The organism is Humibacter ginsenosidimutans (assembly GCF_007859675.1).
GTDB lineage: Bacteria > Actinomycetota > Actinomycetes > Actinomycetales > Microbacteriaceae > Humibacter > Humibacter ginsenosidimutans.
Genome location: NZ_CP042305.1, coordinates 2,083,798 through 2,105,937, shown reverse-complemented (window position 1 = coordinate 2,105,937; position 22,140 = coordinate 2,083,798). Strand labels below are relative to the sequence as shown.

The window sequence follows — 22,140 nt, the reverse complement described above, 5'->3', positions numbered from 1 at the left end:
CGACGTCAGGCGTTCCTCGCCTTCGTCACCGCGCCCGTGCTTGCGATCGGCGTCGCCGTCGGCGGCCTGAGCCTGCCGGCGTATGCGGCCGACGTGAACCCCACGCCGACGGACACGTCGAGCTCGACCCCGACGGACACGCCATCGAGCACGCCGACGGACACCTCGTCGTCGACGCCGAGCGACACGTCGTCGAGCACGCCGACGGACACGTCGTCATCGACGCCGAGCAGCTCGCCGTCTCCGAGCCCGTCGCCATCGCAGACCTCGAGTCTGAAGACCCAGTCGCTCCAGAGCACACAGAACGCCATCACTCCGCTCGCCGCGACCGCGGACTGTACGACCAACTGCGCGGCGCTGACGGTCACCAATACGGTCGTCAACACCGGCGGCGGCACGGCGGGCGTCGGTGACTGGACCCTGGTGGCCACTCAGGGAAACAACACTTACGATTTCAACTCGGGCGACTCCCACAACGTTCCGCAGAGCAACACGTACACACTGACGGCGACGGCGACGGCAGCAATCCAGCTGAACTACGCGACCACGTTCACCTGCAGGACCAGCGGTGGAGGCGGAACGAGCTTCACGACGACGGCGCCGTTCACCGTGACGTTCGGGTCAAGCACCGGACGTTCAGCCGCGTGTACCTTCACGCAGACCTACAAGGCGCCTGCCTCGATCGTCATTCACGCGAGCGGCACCCGCACCGCGGGCACGAACGCAGGCAACGCGCCTGACGGCACGAAGTTCCAGGCCGTCGCAACGACGGGCAACCCCGGCACCTTCACCTGCACGACCACAGCAGGCACCTGCACGATCTCCGTTCCCGCCGGTTACAAGTGGAACGTCTCCGAGGTCAGCACGCCCTCGGGCTGGTTCCCGCTCACGACCATGTCGTACGGCACCTCGAGCACCGTGAACTCGACCACGTACCAGTTCCAGACCACGACGCTGAACTCGGGTGGCACGCAGAACGTGCCCGGCCCGACCAGCGGCACGTGGAGCGCCAACGGAACATACGCCGACGCACTGCACAGCGGCAACGACTTCAGCGGCACGATGGCGGTCGGTCTCGACGACAACAGCATTCCCCAGAAGTGCGGCCTGAACATCGCACTGGTTCTCGATCAGTCCGGTTCGATGGCGGACAACAGCAAGGAGGCGAACCTGATCGCCGCCGCGAAGCAGGTCGTCTCGGGTCTGCAGAACACGCCGTCGACGATGTCGGTCTATCCCTTCGCAGACACGGCCAACACGCCTCTGCTGAACAAGTCGCTCGGCAACGCGGCGGATGTCGCCTCGCTGAACAGCTTCATCGGCGGGCTGAGCCCCAACGGATCGACGAACTGGGACGACGGGCTGTACAACGTCGCGAAGTCATCGACGACCTATGACCTGGTCCTGTTCCTGACCGATGGTGCCCCGACGACGTACTCGCCGAACGACAGCGGAAATGGGCAGAGCTCGTACTTCCAGTACGTGGAGCAGGCAGTGGCATCGGCCAACGCCATCAAGGCGAAGGGGTCGGCCCTCATCGGCATCGGCATCGGGCTGAGCACCACGGCAGGCGGGTCAGCGAACCTCGCCGATGTCACCGGTCTCAGCGCCGGTGATCCTTCGAACCCGACGTCGAGTGCCAACTACTACGCATCGACGAGCAGCGGTTTCGGAGCGCTTCTGACCACGTTGGCCACGCAGGGATGCACCGGCCAGGTGAACATCCAGAAGCAGGTTCTCGACACGAGTGGCAATGTCATCGACAACTCGGCCGACACCAACAACTGGACGTACAACGTCACGACGAGCACGACCGGTGCGACGGTTCAGTCGCCGGTGACCACGGCGCAGTCGTCGGGCAAGAACGGTTACGCTTCGTCGAACATCACGTTCCCCAGCAGCGGCAGCGCATCAGTGACGGTCTCGGAGAACACCTCATCCGGACCGGCCGGCTACGCCTTCAACAACGCGGTCTGTACCTTGACGCCGATCGGTGGAGGCACGCCGACCACGGTGAAGAACACGGCAGGACAGGCGTCGGTGACCTTCACCGCCACCACGACCTCAACGGTGAGCTGTGTCTTCCAGAACAAGCAGATCCCGACCTATACCGTCACAGTCAACAAGACGTGGGAGAACTGGAACTCCGGTGACTCTGCGGCGTTCACCGTCAACGGGAAGGCGCTGCCCAACTCGCCGGTGTCCGCCGGAAGCGGCACGCAGTCGCTCGGAACGAGCGCCGGGTACGCATCGGGAACGGCGATGACCGTGAATGAGGCGTTGACTGCTCCGGGCGCCGCATACACCCAGTCGCTGAAGTGCACGTACTCCCAGAACGGCAGCACGGTGACGGTGAGTCCGCTCCAGAACCCGAGCACGGGCGTCTGGACCTTCTCGATGCCGGCGGCGAACGTCACGTGCGCGGCCGACAACAACAACGCCACGCACACTGTGACGCTGCAGAAGCAGTGGATCAACGGTGTCCCCGGTGACAAGACCAACCTCACCGTCAACGGCGACGCCAGCACGAAGAACACCTCGACAGTCGGGTCGACGCCCAGCTTCACCGACACGACCAATGTCGTGAAGGAGCTGAACGTTCCGGTCGGCTCGAGCGTCGCGATCACCGAGGCCCTTCAGAGTTCCAACGGCGGCACGTACTCCGCGAACTGGTCGTGCACAAGCGGCACGCCCACGAGTGGAACCGGGTTCAGCGGTTCGTTCACGATGCCGAACCAGGACGTGACCTGCACCATCGCGAACACCAACGGCACGGCCACGGTGAACCTGTACAAGAACTGGAGCGGCGCGATCGGCGGCGACGTGTCGACCATCTCGATCAACGGACCGGGATCGCTCGACGACTCGCACAACTCGACCGTGCCGGCTGCCGGCGGCACCTACAACGACACCACGCCGGCGACGGTGAGCGTGCCGATCGGCAGCGACGTGACGGTCAGCGAGACGATGGCCAACAACGACGGTGCGTACACGACCACCCTCGTGTGTGCAGGAGCGCCGGTCACCACGACCGACTCCAACGGCACGAAGTCGTACACCTTCCAGGTGAAGGCGAACACGAACTGCACCTTCACCAACAGCAACGGCAGTGCGCCCATCACGCTCTCGAAGCTGTGGGACACGTCGATCGCCAATGACACCGCCGGTCTCACGATCTCGGGCAGTGGCGTCACAGGGGCAACGGGTGCGATCGCGGTCGCCGACGGAACCCTGGGGCAGGTCTCGAGCCAGAAGGCGACAGCGAACGCCACTCTCGGCAGCACCGTGACGATCGCGGAGGTCGTTCCGGCCGCCGGCCACACGAATGTGGGCACCTACCAGACGGTCGGCTACACCTGCGAGGACCAGAGCGGCAAATCGATCACCGTTTCCGTCGTCAACGGGTCTTACCAGATCACGGTGCCCAAGACAGCCACCTCGGTCAGCTGCCAGGTGGAGAACAAACTGAGCACCGCATCCGTCACGCTGAAGAAGACGTGGATCAACGGAATCGGTGGCGACTCCGCGACGGTCTACCTCGACGGCACCCCGTACAGCGGGCTCTCCACAGTCGGCGGCACGGTCGGTTCGGTGGTGGCCACGCAGACCGATGTGTTGGCGAACAAGGTTCAGGTCGCTCTCGGGACCACGATCGGTGCACATGAGACTCTCGGCACCAATCGCGGCGGCTACAACGAGGCCGTCTCCTGTGTCGACTCCAACAACGACCCGGTGACCGTCGTTGTCGCCGGAGGGGTGACGTGCACGGTGACCAACACCGCGAAGCAGAGCACGGTGACCCTGCAGAAGAAGTGGCAGGGCGGCGTCAAGATCGGCTCCACGGGTGACTCCGAGACCCTGCAGATCGCACCGCAGGCCGGTTTCGGCACCGCGGCCAGCACCACTGCGACTGTGGGAACGAACGGCCAGGTCGACAGCACGCCGTCGGCGAGTGTCAGCACGAAGGTCATCGGCGGCGGCACCGTGGCTCTCAGCGAGACGCCGGGCCTGACCAACTACGCCCAGTACAACGGCACCCTCACCTGTTCGAACAACGTGACGGTGAAGGACGGCGCATTCACGGCGCCGACGGACGGCTCCGACGTCACCTGCACCTATGTCAACACGCCCAAGGCGTCTACGGTCACCTTGACCAAGAACTGGCAGGGCGGCGTCAACGGTGACACGGCGGCGCTGCAGATCATCGTGAACGGCGCCACGCCGGGAACCAATACCTCGACCTACAACGGCACCAACGGCATCGACGCCGGGCATGCCGCAGTTGCGCAGATTCCGCAAGGCACCGTCGTGACCCTCGCCGAAGTGCTCGGCGGCAAAGGCACCAACGGATCACCGCTCGGCAGCTACGCGGCGACCATCGACTGCGGCAGCGGTTCTGTCGCACTCGGTTCCGGTGGATACAACGCCACGGTTCCTCAGGGGGGCCTGAGCTGCACGATCACGAACACGCAGAACACGCACACGGTCACGCTGAAGAAGGACTGGACCGGTTCGATCGCCGGTGACTCGACCAACCTCAGCATCAACAACGGAACGGCGGTGAAGGCGACCACCACGGGCGGTGACTTCACCAGCACGCAGCAGGCAACGGCATCCGTCGGCGTCGGCTCGACCGTGAACCTCGCGGAGTCGACTGCGGGACCGAGCGGCAGCTACACCAGCTCGCTGACGTGTGACAACGCGACGCCAACGGGCGGCTCGTTCACGATGCCCGACAAGGACGTGACCTGCACGTTCCACAACGCCAACAAGACGGTGAACGTGGTGCTGCAGAAGGCATGGGAGAACTCACACGCGGGCGACACCACGGTGCTGCACCTGACGGAGACCGCTCCTGGTTCGGCGTCGGATGACTCGAGCACGGTGACAGCACCAGAGACGAGCGAGACCGCAACGATCGACAACGTGCCGGTCGGAGCGTCGCTGAAGGGAAGCGAGACGCTCGGCGCCGACAATGCGGCGAGCTACACGCAGACCCTGACCTGCGACAACGGAGTCACCGTCGCCGCTGACGGAAGCTTCAACATCCCGAAGACCGTCACCGCAGGCAGCACGGTCACGTGCACGCTCGAGAACAGTGCGACCAAGGCCACGGTGTGGCTGTACAAGTCGTGGGTCAACGGCGTCGCGAATGACACCGCCAACCTGCTCATCACCGGTGGAGAGTACTTCACCCCGTGGATGTCCACGGCTGTGGGCGGCAACCAGGTCGACAGCGGAAACAGTGGAGCGAGCGCCGGCACGTACACCGGTTCGACAGTGCACCTGAAAGAGGGGGTCACACACGGTGCGGTCGGCTACACCTCGACCCTCGAATGCAAGAACGGCGACAACGTCGTGTCCCTCGGCAGCACGGACGACCAGGGTACGAGCCTGACCATCCCGAAGGACGCCACGACCGTCATCTGCCGGTACACCAACACCGCGCAGTCCGGCACGATCACACTGCACAAGACCGTGAACAACACGCACGGCGGCAGCGCGCTCAAGACGGCTTGGACGCTGACGGCGGCCGGTCCGAGCAACACCAGCGTGACGGGCAAGGACGGCGACGCATCGGTGACCGATGTGGTCTCCCCGGTCGGCACCTACACGCTGAGCGAGAACCCGGGCAACTCGGCCGCGTACACGCTCAGCAACCTGGTGTGCACGAACAATGGGAAGGCCATGTCGGGAGTCGGCGTCGACAACCCCAGCTTCACGCTGGCGGTCGGCGACAACGTGGACTGCACGTTCACCAACCAGGACCAGCCGGCGCACCTCACGCTGAAGAAGGACGTCGATGAGACACAGGCGGGAGGCAACGTCACCGCGAAGGACTTCACGTTGACGGCGACCCCGATCAAGATCACCGGTCAGGGCACGGTCTCCGGCAACGGAGATCCGACCACGGCCGGTGGCGTCAACAACGTCGCGATCTTCGCGGGCCAGTACACGTTGAGTGAGTCCGGACCCGCGGGCTTCGTCGCCGGCACCTGGACCTGCACCGGCGGCAGCGTCGGAGCAACCGATCCGACGACGCACACCGCCACGCTGACCGTCGCGAACGGGCAGAGTGCATCGTGCGAGATCACCAACACCGCCATCCAGCCGAAGCTGACCCTGGTGAAGGATGTCGCGTCGAGCGGCGACTTCACCGGTGCGGGCCAGCCCTCCGACTGGACCCTGACGGCCGATGGCCCGACCAAGGTCACCGGCGCGGGCGGCTCGGACTCGATCGTCAACCAGGGCGTGAAGGTCGGCACGTACGACCTGAGCGAGCTGGCGGACGGCACCTACCGCACGCAGGGTTACACGCTGACTGATCTGACCTGTGTCGACAACAACACGAAGCAGACCATCGACGGCATCGATGTCGACAACCCGTCGGTCGACCTGACCGAGGGCGACAACGTCACCTGCACGTTCACGAACACGCCGACACCGGCGAAGTGGACGATTGCGAAGACCAGCGACAAGGGTCTGAGCGTGATGCCGGGTGACACGATCGGCTACACGGTCACCATCACCCACGACCCGACGACGTCGTGGCCGGCGCTGCCGCTGTTCGCCTCCGCGGAGAACATCGACCCGCTGACCGGGCTCGGGGACGCCACCTACAACGGCGACGTCGCTGTGACGAACGGTGGGAGCGTCTCCCTCAACTCCGCGGGAGCCGATCAGGGTGTGTTCTTCAACCTGAACAGCTACACCGGCGTCGACTTCTCGCAGTCGTTCGTGGTGACCTACTCCTACACGGTCAACAAGGATGCCTGGGGCGTGTCGCTCTACAACGCGCTGACACCGCCGCCGAACTTCACCTGCGTCGGCGACAACAACTGCTCGACGACGAGTGACACTCCCGACCTGGTGCTCTGGAAGACGTCGGAGGTGACGGCCGGCAACGACCCGAACAACAACGACCAGGTGCTGCCCGGCGGACAGATCACGTACACGCTGCACGCGTACAACTACACCGATGCAGATCTCCCTGCCGGTCAGACCGAGACGGACGACCTGAGCGGCGTGCTCGACCACGCCACCCTGGACACCCCGCTTCCCGATGGCCTGGCGTTCGACGGCGACCACACGCTCACGTGGACGCTGCCGGCGATCGACGCAGACGGCACCGCTGAAGTCTCGTTCACGGTGACAGTCGACAGCACCGATCCGGGACCGGACGGCGCCGACCTGGTCAACACCATGGAGCCCGGCACCGTCGGCTACTGCCTCGGTGAGGTCGAAGCCGAGGTCTACTCGCCCGGCGACGTGCAGAACGACTTCCCGGAGGACGGCTCGAGCTGCACGACCACGACCCACGAACCGCACCTCGACCTGGGCATCACCAAGTCGGCGCTGCAGGACGGTGAGCACTTCACCGGTCCGGTGGATGACGACGCCGGCGCCACGAGTGAGTACGAGTACTCGCTCGAGGTGGCGAACAACAGCGACGAGGCGGTCGGAGCATCCACCGTGACCGACGCGCTGCCGAGCGAGATCTCGCTCGACACCACGCAGGGCACGAACGGCTTCTCCGACATCCCGGCCGGCTGGACGCCGAGCTACGATGCGACGACCAACACCGTGACCATCGCGATCGCCTCGATGGGGCTGGGTGAGACCGACACGATCACGTTGTTCGTGAAGGTCAACCCGGTGACGGAGACCGCTCCGATCGTGCAGCCCGGTGAGGACGGCCCTGCTCCGGTGACACCGCCGGCCGACATCTCGAACACGGCGTGCGTGAGCATGCCGAACGACATCGACCCGACGAATGACTGCGGCACCGCCACGGTCACTCAGAAGGCAGTCGACGCCAACGTGTGGGTGCAGTGCAAGGCGGACATCCCGTACCTGCACTACGACATCCAGACGACCGACAACGTGTCGAGCGATCCGGTGACCCTGCTCTGGACGGCGAACCAGCCGGGTCAGGGTGGCGTGCCCAGCACCGACCTCCCGCCGGATCCGGCATCACTCACCAAGACGCTGCACAGCGGCGACTCCGGCTCGATCCTCTGGCCGGGTGGTGCGGTGAACCCGCAGGGCATCGGCATCGGGTTCCCAGGCTGGCGGCCCATCCAGGAGTCGGACTATGTGAACGGCGTCCTGGTGCTTCCGGACCCGAGCGTGCCGGCCTTCGCAGGCCTGGTCTACGACCCGACCCATGTGGCGACGGATGCCTGGCGCTACCAGTCCACGGTGACGGTGTCGGTCAACCCGACCGCGACCTACATCGTGAACTACCCGGAGGCGACAGCGGCCTGTGCCGTCGCCCGTGAGACCCAGGTGGGCTTCACCAAGACCGCGAGCGTGACGAACACCACACCGGGTGGCTCGTTCACGTACTCGATGGCAGCGCACAACCTCAACCTGGGCGCCGCGAGCCCGGTCACGATCAAGGACCCGATCCCGTCGGACATCAAGGTCACCAAGATCGAGACCAGCACCACGGCGTTCCCGCGCTGGCAGGACTGCGCGGTCACCGGAACCGACGCCAACGGTTACGGCGGCACGCTGAACTGCACGCTCTTCGGAGACATCTCACTGAGCGCGCCGAGCACACCGGCGGTCAACCTCTCGGTGAGCGTGCGGCCCACGACGACCGCGACCAGCATCACGAACACGGCGACGCTGTGCTTCAAGAACATGGACAACGCGAGCGAGACGGGCTGTGAGGATGCCAGCGCCACGGTCTACCTCAACGGTGGCAGTCCTCTCGCCGATACGGGTTCCAACATCTGGTCGCTGCTCGGCTGGGCCGGCGGGTTGCTCGTGGTGGGCACCGCGCTCATGGGTTGGCTGTGGCGCCGGCGCCGCGACGAGGGTGAGCTCGAGTAGGAGCTGACCCGAACCGACCAGGATGCCCCGTTGCAGCACATGCTGCGGCGGGGCATCCGCTGATGCGCTCCGAAGGCCTTTGGGAACCTGTTGTTCGCCTGAGCACCCGCCTATGCTGAAGGATATTCATTTCGAGTTGAGGGGATCCCGTTCGATTGCGACGGTGACAGCTCGAATGGCGAGGGGTGGCTCGTGATGCCGAAGCGGTCCGATCGGTTTCTGCGTTCGTCGAGACGCGGCACGAGTCCTCTGCCGTCGCTCGGCGCCGACGGCAGACCATCGTTGCGGATGAAGCTCGCTCTGATGATCACTCCGGCCGTCGTGGTGACGATCGCGTTCGGCGGGCTGAGTCTTCCGGCGCACGCGGACGACGGCTCATCATCGACGGGCGCGCAGGCAACGCAGTCCGGCAACGATGCGACCGCCACAGGCACGCCGACCGATTCGCCGAGCTCGAGTCCCTCGAGTACCACCCCGACGGACGATGCGACCGCGAGCCCCACGAGCTCGCCTCCTGATTCGCCGTCAGCGACGCCGACCGAATCCGGCTCATCCTCGGCGACGAGCACGCCCGCCCCGACAGATCCCTCAACACCCGAGCCGACGCAGAGCGGGGGCCCGAAGCTCAAGGCACAGGCGATCACTCCGCTGGTCGTGCCCGCCCCCACGGCGACGACCTCGGTGGTGACGGTCAAGGTCGGCGGAGACCGCAGCGGCGTCACGGGCGTGACAAGCCTGGCCGGTGTCACCCTGGGCCTGTATGCGGCTCAGACCGGAGGCGCCGCGCTCTTCACGTGCGTGTCGGACGCAGACGGCGACTGCAACTTCACCGTCACGGCGACGGGCCCTGGTGGGACCAACCGCAACAAGCAGTTCTGGGTGCGCCAGGCGAGCACAGGCGTGCCGACCGGCTGGGTCGCCAACACGTCACTGCGTACAGGGAACGGCGACGGCACGGGCAGCCAGTCGACTCCGTACGCCTTCCAGACTCCCGCTCTTCTGGGCGGTCAGACCTACAGCTCGACGCAGACCGGCAGCAACGGGTTCATGCTGGGATCCGGCAACACGACCCGGCTGGCCTCGGGCGGCATCTGGCAGCAGTCACGGGCGAATCCCACTCTCATTCAGCAGTGCGGTCTGAAGGTGGCCCTCGTGCTCGACCTCTCCGGGTCGGTCGGCGATGACATCGGCGACCTGAAGGGCGCTGCCGACACGTTCACCGATTCGCTCGTCGGCACGGCGTCGAGCATGGCGTTGTTCTCCTTCTCCACGCTGTCGCCGGCAAGCGGAGCGACGCAGAACTACCCCGGTCTGATGCCGGTGACGACACAGGCGCAGGCGAACGCCTTCCAGTCTCTCTATGCGGACTGGACCTCGGGCGGCGGCACGAACTGGGATCGCGGTCTCGCCTCGGCGGCGGCGAACGCCTCCGACTACAACGTCGTCGTCGTCATCACCGACGGCAGCCCGACCTACTACAACGACCCGCAACAGGGTCCAGGCAACTTCACCCGTGCGCGCGAGGTGGAGAACGGCATCTTCTCCGCGAATGAGATCAAGTCCGACCTGACGACGCGCGTGATCGCAGTGGGCGTGGGGAGCGGGGTCTCCAGCGCCTCGGCTGCGCTCAACCTCGCGGCCATCTCGGGTCCCGTCGCCTACAACGGGTCGAACACGGCTGCGGCCGACTATTACCAGACCGACAACTACGGCGAAGTGGGCACAGCCCTCCGCAACCTGGCACTGGGCAACTGTGCGGGCACCGTCTCCGTGGTGAAGGAGGTCGTACCCAGCACAGCGCCTCCCGGCTCGACCGACGGAGCCCAACCGGCAGGCGGATGGACGTTCGACGCGAGCGCTGACAACGGCGTGACCGTGTCCCCGAGCACAGGAGAGACGGCATCCGGCACCGGCGCCATCGGGTTCGGCCTGGCGTTCCCCGGAGGCACACCGAGTGCCGACTTCACAGCGACGGAGACACAGCAAGACGGCTTCACCCTGCAACAGGTGTCGGGCATGAACGCGGTCTGCACGGACCTGAACACCGGACTGGCGGTCACGGTGCGAAACTCGGGCAGCCTCGGATTCACGGCCAGAGTGGGCTCCGATCAAGCAGTGAGCTGTACGGTCTACAACCGCGCGGCCAGCCCCACAGCAGATGTCACGCTGTCGAAGCAGTGGGTCATCAACGGGCAGACATATGCCGATCCGAATCAGCCCGCCGCATTCCTGGCCAGCGCCACCCTCACCGGTCCAGGAAGCGTCGGTGCGACTCCTCAGCCGTGGAATGTGGTGCGCACGGGCTATTCGGTGAACGACACCGCACAGATCGACGAGAACACGACGATCATCGGTCCCACGCTGTGCACGGTCGACTCGTCGAAGGTCACCTCGGTGAACGGCGCCACGACGGATGCCGCGCTGCCCTATACGGCCACCCTCACGCAGGAGCACAACACGGTCACGGTGACCAACACCGTCACCTGCGACACGAAGCTCACGCTCGTGAAGCAGGTGCAGGGCGGTGATGCGGACCCCTCCGAATGGACCTTGACCGGGATCGCCCCTGACGGCGCGCTTCCGGGGCCGAGCGGACACAGCGGGGTGTCGGCATCCGTGACTCCTAACGTCACGTATCAGCTCGCAGAGAGCGGTGGTGATCCGCTCTACAAGCAGGTCGACGAGCGCACCAACCTGCAGTCGAACCCGCTGTCGACGGGCTCGATGACGTGTGTGCAGGTCGATGCCGAGGGAAACGTCATCGCGGGTTACAGCGACGGTATCAATGGCGGGGTGAGCGTGCCGCTCGGCTTCAGCGTGCGGTGCACCGCCGTGAACCAGACCGCGACCCTCATTCTCGAGAAGCAGGTGATCAACGACAACGGCGGGTCGGCCGTGCCGGGCGACTGGCAGCTGACCGCAACGCCGACCGGCACAGTGCCTTCCGGAGTCGTGGCGCAGACCGTGACGGGCTCGCTCGTCGGCGAATCGTTCAACGTTCTGCCCGGCCAGACCTACGCGCTCTCCGAGCAGGGCCCTTCCGGCTACACGCAAACCGCCTTGACGTGCAGCGTCAACGACGGTCCCTTCACTGCCGATTCCGCAGCGACAGTCAGTCTCGACCCGCTCCAGACCGTGGTCTGCCGCTTCGTGAACGATGACGTCGCTCCGACGCTGAGCCTGGTCAAACAGGTCGGCGGCGAAGTGGTACCCGCGACGAACTGGACGCTGACGGGGGCGCCGGCGAGCGGTGACTCGCCGACCGTCACCGGCAACGGCTCCGCGGGGCCGACCGCGGTGTCCGCTGGCGTCGACTACGACCTGAGCGAGGCACCGATTTCGGGCTTCGACGACAGTCAGTTCGAGGCGGGGGACTGGGTCTGCACCGACAGTTCAGGCGGATCCACCACGGTGCAGGCCGGCGACACGACGGGCACCGCCACGCTCAGCGCGCTGAACCCGGGGCAGGTCGTGACGTGCACCATCGAGAACGACGCCGTTCAGCAGGGGGTCACGATCGACAAGACCGTGCACAGCACCACGCAGAACGCCGACGGCTCGTGGACCATCGTCTACGACATCACGGTCACCAACGCGAGCACCTACGTGGCGACTGCATACGACCTCACCGACTCGCTCTCGTTCGGAACGGGCATCACGGTGAACAGCGCGAGCTGGACCGGTCCCACAAGCGGCACGTTCAGCGGCACCGATGCGGTGCTCACCAGCACGCGGGAGTTGGCGGCGGCGGCGAGCGACGTCTTCGTCGTCACCGTGAACGCCACGGTCGCAGACTCCGCGTGGACCTCGGGCAGCACGAAGTGCACGGAGGAGGGCGGCGGCTTCTACAACGAGGCGACTGCGCTGTCGAACGACCGCACCGTCTCCGACGACGCCTGCTCGGAGCCCACACCGCCCACCCCGACACCCACGCCCACTCCGACCGGAACCACTCCGCCGCAGGCCGGCAACCTTCCCGGCACCGGCTCCGACATCTGGCCGTTGGTCGGCGGGGGAGGCGTGCTGGTGGTCATCGGCGCGGCACTGATGAGCCTGCTGTGGTGGCGCCGTCGCAACCGAGGTGAGCTCGGGTAGCGGCTGAGCCGCACATCCGTGCGTCACGATCCGCCTCTCGCGGAGGATCCGCACTCACGCCGAAGGGATGACCCGCTCCGCCCAGTTGGCAGCAGGCGAGCCCTTGCACACACCGGTTGGACAGGATGCCGCGCGAATGTACCCATGAATGGGGACGGCGTGCGGCGCCTGCTCCGAGAGAGATCGCAGGTTGAAACTCGCTGTGCCTGATTGACTTGACGGATGCCCGACACCCCCGAATCGCGGCGTGAGCTGCGGGAGCGCGAACGCGCCGAACGCGAGCGCGCGGAACGTGCGGCTGCTGAGAGTGCGCGTGCAGAGCCTGAGCCGACGGAACGTGAGCCGGCCGATGGCTTCGCCGAGCTCCTCGGAATGGACGACACACCGGACACCGGGCACCGCCGCAAGCGTCGACGGCCGCTGCTGAAGAGCGCAAGGCTGTGGGTGCCGGTCGGAATCGTCGTTGTGGTGCTCGGGGTTGTCGTCGTCGGTGCATTGCTGGTGCCGAAGGCGTTGACGGCCAGGAGTGAACTCGAGGCGGCGATTCCGCTGGCGAAACAGGTCGAGGCGGGGATGCTGTCCGGCAACACGGCCAGTGCTCAGAGCGCGGCGAAGACCATGCAGCAGCACACGTCGAAAGCCGCCTCCGCCACCGACGGCATCCTCTGGCGATCCGTGGAATGGGTGCCTGTGATCGGAGCGAACCTGCACGCGGTGCGGGTCGCCGCAGACTCGGCGAACACGGTGGCGGCGAATGCGGCGGTGCCGGCATCCGCTCTCTCACTCGATTCGTTCAAGCCGCAGAACGGTCGCATCAACGTCGAGGCGATCAGCAAGGTCACGAACACGGTGAACGGTGCGGCGAAGGCCGTCGACGCAGCGCAGGCTGACCTGCGTACGGTCGACACGTCGGGGCTCATCGGGCCGGTGAAGTCCGGAGTGCAGCAGCTCTCGTCTGCGCTCGACTCGTTGGCGCCGCAGCTCAGGGGTGTGCAGACCGCCGTGAAGGTGCTCCCCACCGCGCTCGGCGAGCATGGCACCAAGCACTACCTGATGTTGTTCGAGAACAACGCCGAGACGCGTGGCTGGGCGGGAAACCCGGCGGCTCTGCTTCTGGTCACCGTGACCGACGGAGCGATCTCGATCGACGCCCAGGCGAGCAGCAGTGACTTCGACAACGGCCTCGCCCAGCCGATCGTCGCGCTCGACCCCTCGATGGAGGCGCTCTATGGGTCGAAGATCGGCCGCTACATGCAAGACACCACCACGCCAGCCGACTTTCCGACCACGGCGAGGCTGATCAGCGCGTTCTGGAAGCAGCACTCGAGCACACCCATCGACGGCGTCATGTCATTCGATCCGGTGGCGCTCAGCTATCTGCTCAAGGCCACCGGCCCCATCAAGCTGAGCACCGGTGACGTGCTCACCAGCGACAATGCGGTTCAGCTGCTGCTCAGCCAGGTGTACTTCCGATACAGCGATCCGAAGATGCAAGACGCCTTCTTCGCTGCCGCGGCGGCATCGGTGTTCGACACGGTCGAGAAGGGCAATCTGCAGACGATGCCGATGCTCACTGCGCTGAGCCAGGCCGTCACCGAGCACCGTCTGCTGTTCTGGAGCGCGGATGCCGCGGAGCAGAAGCTCATCGCTCCGACGGCGCTCGCAGGCACGCTGCCCGCCACCAATGCCAAGACCACCGGCGTCGGCGTCTTTCTCAATGACACGACCGCGGCGAAGCTCGACTATTACCTTTACCCGTCGGTGACCGTCACGAGCAACCGATGCACGGCGTCGAAGCCCACGCTCACCAGCACGGTCGTGCTCGACGACAAGACGCCGGCGAACGCGGTGAGCACGCTCCCCTCCTACGTCATCGGAGTCTTCTACAACGGCCGCACGGCCATCGATGTCACGCTGTACGGCACGGTCGGTGGCACCATGAGCGACTACAAGGTCAACGGGCAGGCGGTGAAGCCCACTTACACGGGGCAGAACCTCGGGCGACCGGTGGCGAAGATCTCCGTGCTGCTGTCGCCGGGGGAGAAGCTCTCGGTGAGCTACACGATGACCGGCGGATCCGGCAGCCACGGCCCGCTGAGCGTGTACACGACGGCACTCGCACACCCAACGCCCGTCACCCTCACGACGCCGGGCTGCGGGGCGGACGGGAAGAGCAGCAAGTAGGCGTCGGCGACGCTACGCCGGAGTTTCCTGAGGGGCAGTGACCCGGGCGTCCTTGTGCCCGGGGAACACCACCCAGTGGTACAGCACGAACCGCACCAGCACCACGATGCCGATGCTCACCACGTTGACGATGTTGACGACCAACGGACCGCGGCCGAACATCCACTCGCCCGCCCACACGATGGCCACGCCCAGACCAGTGCAGAGCGCGTTCACGATGAGAAAGAGAATGGCTTCGCGCAGGCGGCCGTGCCTGCCGCGATGCCGGAACGCCCACTCCCGATTGCCGAAGTACGCGTTCACGAGCGCGATCAGCGACGAGGCGATCTTGGCCCACACCGGACTCCAGCCGAAGGCCAGAAAGAAGAGGTTGAAGAGGCCGATCTCGATCACCGTGCTCAGCGCGCCGACAATGAGGAACCGTGCGCTGAGGCCGGCCGCTTGACGCAGGCGTTCTGAGGTGATCATGACTGCATTACGCTACAACGAGAAACGCTCACCCCTAACCCCGCAAGGCATCCTGCGCCCTTGACTGGGGTAGCCACCCGAAGGTCCGCCGATGCATCTGCCCGCACTCACCGTGGTGATGCCCGCCTACAACGAAGCGCAGGGCTTGCCCGAGTTCGTGCGCGAAGTCGCTGAAGCGGTGCGACCGCACACCGACCGGCTGCGCATCGTGGTCGTCGACGACAGGTCGACGGACGGAACGGGCGACGTGCTCGACGCCCTCGCTCTCGAGCTGCCCGAACTGATCGTGGTGCGCTCCCCGAAGAATCAAGGGCACGGGCCCACGGCGCTTGCGGCCTACCGTGCCGGGCTGGAGACGCATCCCGATGCCGTGCTGCATGTCGACGGCGACGGACAGTTCGTGGGCGACGACTTTCCCCGCGTCATCGATGCGCTCGAACACGTGCAGGTCGTGCACGGCGTGCGCACCGGGCGTGACGAGCCGTGGTTCCGGCGCCTGCTGACGGGGTCCGTCGGGCTCGGGGTTGCCGTCCTGGCGCGCGGTCGCGTGCCCGACGTCAACACGCCGCTTCGCTTGTACCGCGCGGGCACGCTGCGTCGCCTGTTGGATGCCTGCCCCTCCGACGCGCTCGTACCTCACGTGCACTTCTCCATCGCCGAGCAGCGGCACCACGTCACGCGTGCGTTCGTACCCGTGCGGAGCATCCCTCGTCGGGGCGATTCGAGCACGGGCACCATGTGGGGCGCCGCCCCGGCGAAGCCGAAGCTGCCACCCAAGCGGCTGCTGCAGTTCAGCGCTCGTGCAGCGCGAGAGGTGTGGCGATACGACGTGCTCGCTCGTCCGGTGCCCCCGGCCCGCCCTGCGGACCTGACAGCGTGAGCCGCGAGCAGCTTCCGCTCGTTCCGCCCGGGACCGAAACCGTCTCCAGCGCGCCCGAAGGTCGTGGCCTTCGGGTGCCTGCGGTCGCGGCGACGGTCTTGTTCTGGGTGCTCTTCGCAGCGGTGGTCGCGGCACAGGTCGCCGTCATCGTGCCCGAGTTCGTCACGACTCGGCTCTGGGAAGACGAAGCATTCAACCTCACAGTGCCTCTCAATCTGCTCGCCGGACACGGCTACTCCAGCGCAGGTCTGCTCAGTTCGGGGCAGCTCGCACCGTTCGACGTGCGCATCTCGACCGGCCCTGTCGTCTTGCTCCCTGTCGCTGCTGTGCTCGCCACCGGCATCGACCCTGTGATCGGCGGCCGGCTCGTTCCGCTCCTCTTCTACATCGGCCTGCTCGCCGCGTTGTGGATTGTGGGGCGTCGCATCGGCGGGCGATGGGGTGCGCTGTTCGCCATCGTGGCGCCCCTGGTGCTCTGCACGAACCAGCTGCCCTCACCCGTTCAGGGCCCGGTGGATGTTCTGGGCGAGTTTCCTGCAGCAGCCCTGCTTGCGTGGGCGGTCGTCGTTCTTCGCAAGCGGCCATGGCTCGCGGGCCTGATGCTTGGCCTGGCTCTGCAGACGAAGTTCGTGGCGTTGCTCAGCGCGCCGGCGCTGCTTGTTTACGCGTGGTTCCTCATAGCTGGGCAACCGTGGCGCGCGCGGCTGATGCGTTGTGTGTGGGCCGCCATCTGGGCGGTCATCCCCACAGCTCTGTATTGGCTCGTGGTGCTCATCTCCTTGGGGCCGAGCGGATTCGTGCTGAACGTGCGCCAGTTCCTGTGGTTCTTGCGCAATGGCGGCCAACAAGCGGCAACCACACTCGACCAGAAGCTGACCGCGCTGGTGAACAGCTGGTTCGTCGGTGAGCAGGTGGTCATCGCGGTCATCGTGGCCGCGATCGTGCTCTGCGCTCTCGGACTGGTGCTCGTGATTCGTGCTCACCGCGCCGGTCGCGACACCGATGCACTCGTGCGCCGTGCGGGGGCGCACACGACTGCCCGGGAGGTCACATTGCTGCTGATCACCGCGGGAGTGAACCTCGTCGTCTGGGTCGGCTGGTGGTCGGTGTCACGAACCACGCCGACCTGGATCCGGTACCCGGCGCCGGGGCTGCTGGTGAGCATCCCGATCTTCGCCGCAGCCGCGGTGCTGAGCGTGCGGATGCTCTGGCTCACCGCGTCGGGCCGTGTGCAGCCGGCGGTCAGCACGGGCGCAGCGCAGGCGCACGAAAGGCCGGCGCAAGGTCTGCCGCCTCTACGGTGGTGGCGATGGATGTCTGCGGCAGTCGCTGCGCTGGCGTGCGTGGTGATCGTGCTCGCGGCCGCGACGAGCGTGCAGAAACACGTTGTGGCGGCGGGCCAAGCCGATTATGGGGAGACCCTGCCTCAGCAGCGCGACGTGGCGGCGCAGCTCGCCAACCTCGATGTGCGGAGGTTCGCGACACCGTGGGGCAGTCAGCTCGGGGCGATCCTGCTCAGCGGAGTCCCCTTCACGAGCGAGCAGGGACCGGACGCCGCCGAGCTTCCGGCGGTGTTGTGGACGCCCGAGCTCAGCGACCCGGGGCAGGCCGCGTTCGCTGCGGAGTTGCACGCGGTGTGTGCGGATGACGCCGTCCGCATCGCCTCGCAATACGCAGTCTGCCGGCTGAAGTAACGACGGGCCCGGGGTCTGGTTGACTGGGAGAATGCCTTCTTCAAGGCCCGATGTCGTGCTCGCCCACGACTATCTCACGCAGCGCGGCGGGGCCGAACGCGTCGCCCTCTCGATGACCCGTGCCTTCACGGGTGCGACCCTCCATACGACGCTGTACGAGCAGTCCTCGACGTTCCCCGACTTCGCGGACGTTCCCGTCGAGGCACTCCCTCTTAATAGGATGCGCGTGCTGCGGCATCACCATCGCCTGGCGCTCCCTCTGCTCGCGGGCGCGGTGTCGAGGCATCCGATCGACGCCGACGTGCTTCTCGCGAGCTCGAGCGGATGGGCGCACGGGTTCCCCACGCACGGACGCAAGATCGTGTACTGCCACGCGCCTGCTCGCTGGCTGTACCAGACGGATCGGTATGCGGGGGCAGCGGACCACGGAGCGTCGACGCGTTCGCGTGCCATCGAGGCGGCTGTCACCGCCTTGGGGCCGCGACTGCGCAGCTGGGATCAGCGGGCCGCCCACTCCGCCCAGCGCTATCTGGTCAACTCCACGGTCGTGAAGCACGCGGTGGCCGACGTCTATGGAATCGACGCCGAAGTGCTCCCGCCGCCGCCGGCGACATTGGCACTCGACGACGAGGCTGCAGCTGTGCCGGGTGTTGACGAGCGCTTCGTGCTCTGTGTCGCCCGCCTGCTTCCCTATAAGAACGTCGACCGTGTCATTCAGGCGGTGTCGCAGATCCCCGATGTGGGACTCGTGATCGTCGGGGATGGCCCTGATCGCGCACGGCTCGCTGCACTGGCCGAAAACGTCGGCCACACGGTACTTGTAGGACGGGTCAGCGACGCACAGCTCGCATGGCTGTACCAGAACTGCGAGGGACTGGTTGCGGCATCCTACGAAGACTTCGGGCTCTCTCCGCTCGAAGCCGCCGGTTTCGGAAAGCCCACGGCGGCGCTGCACGCCGGTGGCTACCTCGACACGGTGGTGCCGGCCAGCACGGGCGTCTTCTTCGAGAGCCCAGACGCCGACGCCATTGCGGGCGGGGTGGTGACGATGCTCGGCCGGTCATGGGATGCCGCTGCTCTCGAGAGCCACGCCGACGCCTTCTCCGAGGTGCGCTTCATCGAACGGCTCCGCGCGGTGGTCGCCGAGGAGCGCGATCGGTGCTGAGCATGCGTCTAGAAAGCACGCCACCGCCCGATCGGCCAGAGGGTCGCGACCACGCGCCCGACGATCTCGCTTCGTCTCGCCCAGCGGAAGCACGAGACGTCTCCCACGGGCGCCCCTCGGCAGCGGAAGGCCGAGTCTGAGGAGTTCGCACGGTTGTCGCCCAAGACGAGATAAGAGTCCTTGGGCACGGTCACCGGCCCGAAGCATCGTTGCGACCGAGGGGTCGTCGAGCAGTCGAGCGTGCCGGGTGTGAAGGGGAGGTTGTGGGTGATGTATGGCTCGTCCAAAGGATGCCCGTCCACGACGACAGCCCCGTGCGCCGAGCAGCAGCTGACCGTCTGGCCCGGGCCCGCAATGACTCGTTTCACGAGCGTGTGAGCGCCAGTCGGGCCGAAACCGCTGATCGATGCGAACCAGCGCAGCACTGCTTTCAGCGGGCTCTCCGGCGGCAACGTGCCCCACTGAGAGTCGGCGTCGAAGACGACCACGTCTCCGGTGTGCGGCTGGCTGCCGAGATAGGCGAGGCGGTACACGAGTATGCGGTCGCCCGGCTGCAGCGTGTTCTCCATGGAGCCGGACGGCACCGCATAAGGCTTGGCGATGAAGGCCAGGACCAATCCGAAAACGACGAGGGCGAGTATGAGGTGAAACCATGCGCTGGACCGAAACCGGCGCCACGCCGCATAGAGTCCGCGGGTTCTGGGGCGCGAGGCGGACACGGTCACGGACTTACCGTATCCAATGCATGTGGCATCGAACTCTGCTCGAGGAGTAGGAAGCGCAACGGTGCGAGGGGTGGCTTCGTCAGTACGCCCCGCGGGAACTCAGGATCGCGCGCGGCGTGCGCAGCATGATGGTGAGGTCGTAAAGCACCGACCAGTTCTCGACGTAACTCAGGTCCAGCCGCACGCTCTCGTCCCAGGTGAGGTCGCTGCGTCCGCTGATTTGCCACGGACCGGTGATGCCCGGGCGAATGTAGAGGCGGCGATGCGCGCTTCCTTCGTACGCCTCGACTTCTTCGGGAAGCGGAGGGCGTGGGCCGACGATGCTCATGTCGCCGATCAGCACATTCCAGAACTGCGGAAGCTCATCGAGAGAGAACTTGCGCAGGAACCTGCCGACACGGGTGATACGCGGATCGGCCTTCAACTTGAATAAGGGTCCCGAGCCGTCGTTCTGTACCAATAGGGCGTGGCGCCGGTCATGAGCGTCGGCGATCATCGACCGGAACTTGAACATCCGAAATCGCACACCGTCACGCCCGACGCGCTCCTGACGGTAGAACACCGGGCCGCGGCTATCGACCAGAATCGCCACGGCGATGAAGGGCGTGGCCACCGCGATAGCGATAAGGGCGCCGATCGAGATGATGATGTCCATGAGGCGTTTGGTCACATAGCGCCCGCCATCGAAGGTCGGGATCTCCACCTGGATCAGCGGAAGGCCTTCGATGGGCTTCAGCGCCATGCGGGGGCCTGCGACATCGGCGAGCGGGCTGGACAGTACAAGCTCGGCCACAGCCCCTTCGAGCTGCCAGGCGAGGCGCTTCACGAACTCCGGATCATCGGGGCGCGTGCTCGCGACGATCACGGCATCGCAATCCAGAGTCTCGGCGATGTGTGCAGCCTGGCTCACGTCGTCGAACGTCGGGACGGCGTGTCCTGCCACGGACGGTGCTGCGGGCGTTGGAACCGCACCATCGAAGACAAGGCCGACCACCGCGTATCCGAGATCACCGCCAGTGCGCAAGGCGTTGATGACGTACTCGGTGTCACGGTGATTGCCGATGATGAGCGCCCGTGACATGTACTCGCCCGCGTTGCGGCGGCGTACCAACCACTGCCTGCATGACCAGCGTCCGAGGACTAGTCCGACGAAACCGACGGGAAGTGCGACGAGCAGCTGGGTGCGGATGCCCTGCGATTGCATGATGACGAATCCGATGGCTGCGACACCGAAGGCGACCGCAGTGGCGTTGATGACTCTTCGGTACTCCGCCGTTCCATGCCCTGCGATCTTGTGGTCGCGCGTCTGGAACAGCATCAGCATGACGATCCACAGCGCGCACATGAGGAGAGCGACACGCGTGTACTGCCAGGGCGCAGAGCTGATGGCCGAAAGGTGCGCATTGGCGATCCATACGAGCTGGATCCATGCTGCGAGCGCAACTGCGAGCACCACGACTCCCAGGTCCACAACGATGAGCCTGCGTCCATAGGCGCGTTTCCAGCGTTCGCGCCGAGCCACTGCGGAGCCTGTCTCGGGGGAATGGCGACGGCCGACGTGAGACGCGTTCCCGGCGGCGAGCGTGACGGCCAGGTCGTGTGCCTCAGCGGTCATGGGCAGCTCCGTTCGGGCTAAGAGAGCACCAGAAAGACCGCGATTGCACGTGTAGAGGCGTGCGACACCACGGGAGGAGTGCTGATCGCGGGCAACAAGCGGACACCAAGCCGCCCGGAGGTTCGGCGCTCAACGGCAGGGTGGCCAGATGCATGCGAGAACAGTGCCTCGCGTCGTCAGAGTAGCCGCCGGGTGGCCGGCTGTCAGGACCCGCGTTCGGGGGCGAAGGCCGTTGGAACGGAGCTGGAACGCGGTGAATCACCGGTGGCCACGAGCTCGAGCGATCCGGCGGGAAACGTGCACCGCCGACAGAATATGAGACGTTATCACTTTCTGCGGATGTGTGTTAACGTGACCGCGTGCTTCTGCCTGCGGAAGCCGCTAACCCGAATAGCACAACCGCACAGCCCGATTTTCAATCGTTGTCCCTGACCCGCCGGGGAGTCGGCCCGGCGGGAGCGGACGACCGTCTC

The 22,140-nt window shown here is 66.1% G+C and carries 10 protein-coding genes; 6 read left to right on the top strand and 4 right to left on the bottom strand.

Annotation, left to right across the window (positions count from 1 at the left end):
- Positions 1-5: 5 nt before the first annotated feature.
- The gene (locus FPZ11_RS09710; protein ID WP_146320427.1) at positions 6-431 is read right to left on the bottom strand and encodes a hypothetical protein; all 426 of its coding nucleotides are present in this window, start codon (positions 429-431) and stop codon (positions 6-8) included.
- Between FPZ11_RS09710 and FPZ11_RS09705 the strand changes: the two genes are divergently transcribed.
- From FPZ11_RS09705 to FPZ11_RS09695, 3 genes are all read left to right on the top strand, one after another.
- Entirely contained in the window at positions 424-8,841 is an 8,418-nt protein-coding gene (locus FPZ11_RS09705; protein ID WP_146320425.1) for a prealbumin-like fold domain-containing protein, read from the top strand. The genes FPZ11_RS09710 and FPZ11_RS09705 overlap by 8 nt on opposite strands.
- A gap of 288 nt (positions 8,842-9,129) precedes the next feature.
- Positions 9,130-12,936 carry a VWA domain-containing protein gene (locus tag FPZ11_RS09700; protein WP_146320423.1) on the top strand — a complete coding sequence of 1,269 codons (3,807 nt, stop codon included), beginning with the start codon at positions 9,130-9,132 and terminating at the stop codon, positions 12,934-12,936.
- Positions 12,937-13,158: 222 nt separating this feature from the next.
- Positions 13,159-15,120 carry a DUF4012 domain-containing protein gene (locus FPZ11_RS09695; protein WP_146320421.1) on the top strand — a complete coding sequence of 654 codons (1,962 nt, stop codon included), beginning with the start codon at positions 13,159-13,161 and terminating at the stop codon, positions 15,118-15,120.
- 12 nt (positions 15,121-15,132) lie between these two features.
- Here the strand turns inward: FPZ11_RS09695 and FPZ11_RS09690 are convergent, their stop codons facing one another.
- Complete coding sequence (locus tag FPZ11_RS09690; protein ID WP_146320419.1) at positions 15,133-15,588, bottom strand: GtrA family protein; 456 nt, start codon at positions 15,586-15,588, stop codon at positions 15,133-15,135.
- A gap of 91 nt (positions 15,589-15,679) precedes the next feature.
- On the opposite strand from FPZ11_RS09690, the gene FPZ11_RS09685 reads away from it, so the two are divergent.
- The 3 genes from FPZ11_RS09685 to FPZ11_RS09675 are packed head-to-tail and all read left to right on the top strand — an operon-like array spanning position 15,680 to position 19,327.
- Positions 15,680-16,468, top strand: coding sequence for a glycosyltransferase family 2 protein (locus FPZ11_RS09685; RefSeq protein ID WP_146320417.1), 789 nt, complete (start codon positions 15,680-15,682; stop codon positions 16,466-16,468).
- Entirely contained in the window at positions 16,465-18,162 is a 1,698-nt protein-coding gene (locus FPZ11_RS09680; RefSeq protein ID WP_146320415.1) for a glycosyltransferase 87 family protein, read from the top strand. Before FPZ11_RS09685 ends, FPZ11_RS09680 begins: the two co-directional genes overlap by 4 nt.
- Positions 18,163-18,193: 31 nt before the next feature.
- Complete coding sequence (locus tag FPZ11_RS09675) at positions 18,194-19,327, top strand: glycosyltransferase (RefSeq protein ID WP_146320412.1); 1,134 nt, start codon at positions 18,194-18,196, stop codon at positions 19,325-19,327.
- Positions 19,328-19,335: 8 nt separating this feature from the next.
- Here the strand turns inward: FPZ11_RS09675 and lepB are convergent, their stop codons facing one another.
- Both lepB and FPZ11_RS09665 read right to left on the bottom strand, forming a co-directional pair.
- Positions 19,336-20,046, bottom strand: a complete 711-nt coding sequence (gene lepB, locus FPZ11_RS09670) for a signal peptidase I (RefSeq protein ID WP_367889444.1) — start codon at positions 20,044-20,046, stop codon at positions 19,336-19,338.
- An 85-nt stretch (positions 20,047-20,131) separates the two neighbouring features.
- Positions 20,132-21,667 carry a sugar transferase gene (locus FPZ11_RS09665; protein ID WP_146320408.1) on the bottom strand — a complete coding sequence of 512 codons (1,536 nt, stop codon included), beginning with the start codon at positions 21,665-21,667 and terminating at the stop codon, positions 20,132-20,134.
- Between the last annotated feature and the right edge of the window lie 473 nt (positions 21,668-22,140).

Coding starts and splice junctions, on each gene's coding strand:
- FPZ11_RS09665 (WP_146320408.1), bottom strand. CDS start 21,667: ATGACCGCTGAGGCACACGACCTGGCCGTCACGCTCGCCGCCGGGAAC.
- FPZ11_RS09690 (WP_146320419.1), bottom strand. CDS start 15,588: ATGATCACCTCAGAACGCCTGCGTCAAGCGGCCGGCCTCAGCGCACGG.
- FPZ11_RS09695 (WP_146320421.1), top strand. CDS start 13,159: ATGCCCGACACCCCCGAATCGCGGCGTGAGCTGCGGGAGCGCGAACGC.
- FPZ11_RS09700 (WP_146320423.1), top strand. CDS start 9,130: ATGAAGCTCGCTCTGATGATCACTCCGGCCGTCGTGGTGACGATCGCG.
- FPZ11_RS09685 (WP_146320417.1), top strand. CDS start 15,680: ATGCATCTGCCCGCACTCACCGTGGTGATGCCCGCCTACAACGAAGCG.
- FPZ11_RS09675 (WP_146320412.1), top strand. CDS start 18,194: ATGCCTTCTTCAAGGCCCGATGTCGTGCTCGCCCACGACTATCTCACG.